Annotated in this window: 1 protein-coding gene and 1 pseudogene; both read left to right on the top strand. The window is 61.2% G+C overall.

The features are described from left to right. Positions 1 to 569 (top strand): annotated as a pseudogene (locus tag ACO4XG_RS10800) (InlB B-repeat-containing protein); the annotation flags it as partial. Between the two features lie 155 nt (positions 570 to 724). Next, positions 725 to 6,547, top strand: a 5,823-nt coding sequence (locus tag ACO4XG_RS10795; protein WP_308509424.1) for an InlB B-repeat-containing protein, incomplete at its 3' end; no start/stop codon positions are given.

Raw genomic sequence — 6,547 nt, 5'->3', positions numbered from 1 at the left:
GCCTGCGCGGCGGCACAACCCCGACCGGCACAGGCAACCGCGTCTATCAGAACGGTGCGGAAGGCAACTGGGTCAACTTCGATGTCGCACAGCATGGCTGGTACTTTGACCTCGGTGCCGGAAAGAAAATCAGAGGCAGCTGGGCGGATATCGCCTACACCTACGGCGGCGAGACGAAGATTTACAGCTATCACTTTGATGCCGACGGCGTGATGGACAGCGGCTGGTGGAAGAATGATCAGGGCACCTGGTTCCACCTCTCGACCAATCACGACGGCTGGTTCGGTTCTATGGACAAGGGCTGGTACCATGACAGCGCAGACGGCAGATGGTATTACCTGAATCTCTTGACCGGTGCTATGCTGACCGGCTGGCAGCAAATCGACGGCGTCTGGTACTACTTCAATCCGGAGACGCCGGCGCCGACCTGGGACTGGAACAGCGAGACAAACCGCTGGGTCTATGCAAACCGCGGCGGCAGACCGTACGGCTCCATGTTTGCGGGCGAGAAGACGCCGGACGGCTACCATGTGGACGCCTCCGGTGCCTGGATTCGCGAGACACCGTAAGACCATCCTTTTCGCTTCACAAGAAGGGCTCCCTCCGGGGAGCTCTTTTTTTGCATTTTTACTGGACAAGTGCTGTATATCTGCTATAATTATTCATCATTTCTTAATTTTTTGTGAGGTGCCATTTGGAAAAACGAGTGTCAGGAGCAAGTTGGATGCGGAGAGCGGGGCGGTCCGCACTGAGTCTGGGACTCAGCGCAGCGCTCGGACTGCTCTCTGTTTTTGTGCCCGCGGCGAGTCTTGAGGCGCTGGCGGCCACGGAGTTGCAGCCCGCTGTGCCGGCGCTCCCGCAGAGCGGCGAGACCACGAACCACAGCATGACCTTTTCCTGGAAGGTGGGGAATGACGACCGCGAGCTGAGCCCGGCGCTGCGCTCAAGCCGCTATAACATCCGCGGAAAAAATGCGGACGGCTCGGAACCCGGCATCACGCTGGATTCCGACAACGGCCTCGAGGGCAACGGCATTCCGCTTTACATCGTGATGCCGGACACGGATCAGGGATCCGCGCCGTATCCGAAGCAGGTGGATACCACAACGGGGTCCGGCGGAACCGGCTACTGGCCGGGCGTTGCGGAACATGACGGTCAGGGAAATACCTACTACATCGCGAAGATGGGGCAGAGGGCCTCGGAACTCGCGGGGGGCAATGTAGCGAACGGCGCAAACCAGAACCTGAGCGGCGCGGCGCTGGTCGCAAAGAACGGCGCGGTCGAGACCACGCGCTTCGGTCCTTCCGGGCGCTATCGCACGATTGAGACCCAGGTCGAGACCCGGGTTGCGGGCCGCTATGTCTACGCCGACTACTATTTCTACGGGCGGGAGAATCTGCCGCCGGGCGGACAGAAGTTCTATGCGGGCATGGCCTACGATCTCTCGGTCAATGAGAAGCTGGTGCATATTCCGGGATATTCCGGTGTTTACCCTTCGGGCGAGGGTCAGGTGAAAGACATGATCAGCACGGACCGCGGCTTTTATGCGAGAAAGAGCGGGGATATAGCGACGGTGAACATTATCCTCGACGATGCGACGCTCGGCACCTCGGCGCCGGGCAGCAAGTGGATCGGGAAGTTCGATCGCCGCTTGCAATACGCCTTCCACAGCGGCTATGACACGAAAACGCACGGGACATATCAGTTCAATCCGGTGGCGGGAGCGGGCGCCTTGACCGGACATGCGCTCGCCGATTCGGATCTCTCACCGGCTTTCTCCTGGGAGTTAAATCTCCACCCGGGAGAGACCATCCATAAGCGTGTCGCCTACAGCTATGTCGAAGCTGCAATTTATGTCTCGAGCGGCGGCAATGACGGAAACAGCGGCACATTTGATCACCCGGTGAATAGTTTTGACCGGGCACTGCAACTCGCAAAGGACAAAAATGCGGTCATCTACTTTGAAGACGACCAGGCGCTTACCGCGCCGCTGACCATCGACGCGAGCAAGGTCGGCAGTAGCGGCACGCTGACACTTGCGAGCACGGATATCCGGCAGAATGCGACTTCGGTGAGCTTCGGAACCGAGACCAAGACCATTGCGCCCGCGGCGGGCTACAGCGGGCCGCTGTTTGTGAACAACCAGGGCACGGTGCCGGTCGCGATTGAGGATCTCCGCTTTGCAAACGGCAGCGGCGACTTCATGTTAAAAAATACGGCGGGAACGCTCTCGCTCGGCGCAAAAACCGTGCTCGAGGGCGGTGGAAGCGGTGCGCTCGGCATCACCGGCGGCAATGTTGAATTTGCCGCGAGCGGGGAGACGGGCAGGCAGTATCCGCTGACCATCCGGAATAACAGCGCGCATACGGACACGGCTGTCACACCGACAGTCTCCGAGGGCGCTGTGTACCTCGGCGCGGGCGGCAGCTTAACGGTCGGCGGCGCGGTGCAGCTGACCGGAAACCAGAATGCCGCTGGTAAGGCCGAAAATCTGTATCTCACGGCGGGGAAGACAGTCGCAGTCAGCGCCTCGGACCCGCTGGATGCATCTTCGACCATAGGCTTTACGACCGCCGTGCTGCCGACCGCGACAACGGATGTTCCGGTTGCGGTCAATGCCGATGGCGCGCTGGATCGCTTCGAAAAGGACAACACGGCGGTCGGCATTGTGAAAAAGAAGAGCGGCACGTCGATTGTCCTGCACGCGGTCATGCAAAAGTTGAATCGGAGCATCACGGACTTGTACGGTCTGCCGATTTCCGGGTCTCCGGTGCTCACGACGCAGAGTTCCGACGAACTGGTCGGCAGCAATCTGACGGTCGCGGGACTTCCGGTCGCCCTGCAGAGCTTTGTGTCGGGCAGCACCCGCTATGTCTTTGATCACGCGGAACTATCGGTTCCGCTCGGCAGCGGCGCAGCGCTGTCGGCGACAGACGGCACACTCTCGAACTTTGTGATGCCGAATGACACGGTTAATCTCCAGTACCGTTACCGCGACGACATGGGCCGCATTGTCATTAACGGCAACGGCGGACTTCCGGGGCTGAACTCGACGAACGGAATGGCGGGCGCACAGACCGTGGCGCCGCTGCCGACACGCTACGGCTATGTGATCGACAAACTGACCGAGAACGCGGACGGCACGGGCGCGGCTGTCACGGCCAATGCGGCGGGACAGTATCTCCTGACCTTTGTGTCGGGCATCAAGACCTACTATGTACAGTGGAAGCCGGATCCGAGCATTCACTATCAGCTCTACGCACAGTATATGAACGGCGACGGCTCGATCTTGTTCCACCAGACAGCGGCTGTGCCGATTACCTTCCAGACGGCGTTTACAGTCGGCAACAAGCTGATTCCGGGCTACCGGCTCTTGCCGGACCGGAACCTGTCCGAGGTCACACCGACCTCGCTGAAAAACCTGGTCGGCGGTGTGGACTCGAACTGGCAGGCAAACGGCGACTATCAGGGCATCATGCCGAACCAGGATGTGGCGATTGCGTTCCACTATGTCCCGGGCAACGCGGAGAGCGACAAGGCGAATTTCACGATGGAATATCACACGGGCACGGCGGCAGCGCCGGGCGGTCTGGTGCCGGGTACGGCGCCGATCACGGTGCGCTATCTCCCGGAGACACAGATCAGTCAGAGCCTCAGCCTGCCGACCGGTTACCGGGTCAACGGCAGCACGCCTTTCCGGGTCGTGCAGGGCGGTCAGCCGAGCCTGCCGACTGCGACCAATCACTTTGTCTCCGCGGTGCGGAATGTGGACATCACCGGCACGACTTTGACGGCCGAGATGCCGAACCAGGATGTGAAAATCGAGATTTATCTCGAACCGGACGGCACCGGTGTCCCGTTTGTGATGAGCTTCCGGGATGCGGACAGTCTGGATCCCGCACTGCAGGTCTTAAAACCGCAGCAGATTTCGAACCGGCCGATCGGCGCCGCGCTCACCGAGACCTTCCCGCAGATTTACGGCTATCGCTATAGCGCGACGGAGCCTGGTTTTAGCGATGCGCCTGTGGGGAGCGGCACTGTCAGCGTGAGCGGCAATGCGCAGAGCTATACGACGACCATGCCGGGCGGCGAACTGGACCTGAATCTCGACTATCACCGCGACAGCAGTCAGTGGGTGAAACTCAGCTACCTGCCAGGTGCACACGGCAGCCTCACGACGACGGGGGCTTCGGTGGATGTAAAGACCGACGCGGCCGGGCAGCTCTACGCGGAAGTACTCCGCGCCGGAAGCACGGCGACCGAGGGCTACACCTTTGCGGACATCAAGGCAAAGCGGCTGGTGCCGGTTGTCACGGTCAGCGAGAGTCCCTACTACGACTTTGCGGGTTGGATTGTGAACGACAACGGCAACGGAATGCTCGACGCAGGCGAAACACTTGCGGCCGACACCGACAGGTTTACGGCCGATACGGTGCTCACGGCGTACTACCGGGAGAATCCGGCCTACTGGATTGATGTCGCGATTGCGCCTTATGACAGCAACACGCTGCCGGTGCCGGGCATGCGCCTGCAGTACCATGTCAAGAAGGACAGTCTCTTCGGTAGCATCCGGGCGAGCGCCGACGCCGCGTTTACCGGCATCGCGAACTATGTGCGCGAGGACTGGTATACGGGCAACGGCAGCAAGGCGGATACCTCGACAGTCCTGCAAGACGGTGAAACCTATCGGCTCAGATATGTGAAGAATCCGATTGTCTTCGGCCTTCCGGCGCAGGATGTGGATGCGGTCGGCGGCCTGCTCTCCGACAATACGGGGCGCGTGACGGTCTTTGACACCAAGCCCGGCTATCAGTACATTCTGACCGATCCTTCGGGCGCGGTGCTCGACATTGTGCCGGGTTCGATTGCGGGGCGCAGTTACTTTGACAACCGGATACCGGGTGAACAGCTTGTGGTCTATGAGGCGACGGGAGATGTCACCGTGCAGCCGGGCGATGCGATTGCGACCGTCATCGCGGCACATCCGGCGTCGCCGCACGCAAAGGTCGGACCGGGACACCCGGTCAGCATCCCGCTGCCGAATCAGAATCCGGATCCGGAGGCGGTTGAGACGCCGAAGTTCATGATTCAGACCTATGAGGGTGAGATTCAGACCATTGCGGCGCGGGCGGTCAACGGAACCTTTGACAGCGACGCGCACGCGGGCGAGACCGTGGAACTGAACGCGCCGCTTGTCAACGCCGCGGGGGCGGCATTCAAGGGGTGGCGTGTCGTCGCGGGGTATATCCCGGATGTGACGTTCCAACCGGGACAGGCGGCCGTAACCTTTACGATGCCGGCGAGTAACCTCGTGCTGGAAGCAGAGTATGAGGCAGGGCCGGGCACGGATGCCGCAGTCTCGGACGAAAGCCGCAACGCGGCAAAGGGCGAGTTTTCGCTGGTGCCGGACGAGAAGGCGAGACTGTCTGCGCTGCTCACCACGCCGGAGGACCGCGTCCTCTCGGGCGTGAACGGCGCGAAGGTCGAATATCGCACGGTCTACAGCAAGAGAGAGGTGCCGCAGACCGCATCAAACGCGTTAAAGACTGTCAGCATTGCGGGCACGCAGCATCCGGACGCTTATACGGCGGCCTTTGAGCTGAAAACCGATATCGAGCGCTATGTGGACGGCAGAAAAGTCAACGCGACACCCTCGAATGCAACCTTTGAGACCTATGTGCAGCTCGAAACCAAGGACAACGATATGCTCGACTATGAGCTCTTCGAGGAGCAGCCGAGCGGCGGCTATGTCGGTGTTGCGCTGCAGACCTTGTCCGGCAGCGTCGAGGAAAACGGCGGATTGTTCCATTTCACCGCGAAGGCGGGTGTCCGCTACTACCTCGTTTACTCGAAGGCATATCGCCTGACCTTCCTCAATGAGGCGCCGAATGCGGTGCAGCCGCGCTATCGCTTCAAGGTGCGGCGCGGAGAAACGGCGGAGGACAGCGACTATGCGGGCAGCGATGCGCTCGGCGGTCTCGTTGCGCCGGATCCTTATGCGGTCGATGCCGACGGCGTCGAGTATCGTCTGCACGCAGACCCGGTCTGGAGCAGGCGGAATGACCGCTACCAGGGCTTTGATCTCGGTACGCCGGTGCGAAAGCCTCTCACGCTCTACGCGTATTATGAAAACAACCGCGCGGAGCTGAACGATACCAGACGGCAGCTCGACGAGGCAACCCGCCGCGCAATCCGCATTGCGGACGACTTCTTCTTAAAGCGGCAGGAGACCGCAGACCTCGTGAACGGCGTGCACGGCGTCGCGGGCAGACCGGAGCTCTACGGCATCCGAGATGCGCTGGCAGTGCTAGAGCGGACAGCGCCGCGCGCAAGTCTCGCGGAGCTGCAGGCGGCTCTCAACTCGATTCTGCAGACGCTTGCGCAGTACGACGATATTTTAAATCCGCGCTACCGGCACTATAACGCGCAGCAGAATAACAACCTGTCGGGCGGCAGCAGCGGCGGCGGCGGCCGGGGCAACGGCGGTCGCAGCGGCGGCAGTAGCGCCGACGGCGGAAGCGCCCGGTTCAATACGGCCGGCAGTCCG

The organism is Stomatobaculum sp. (genome assembly GCF_057248925.1).
This window is presented reverse-complemented; position numbering and strand designations above follow the sequence as displayed.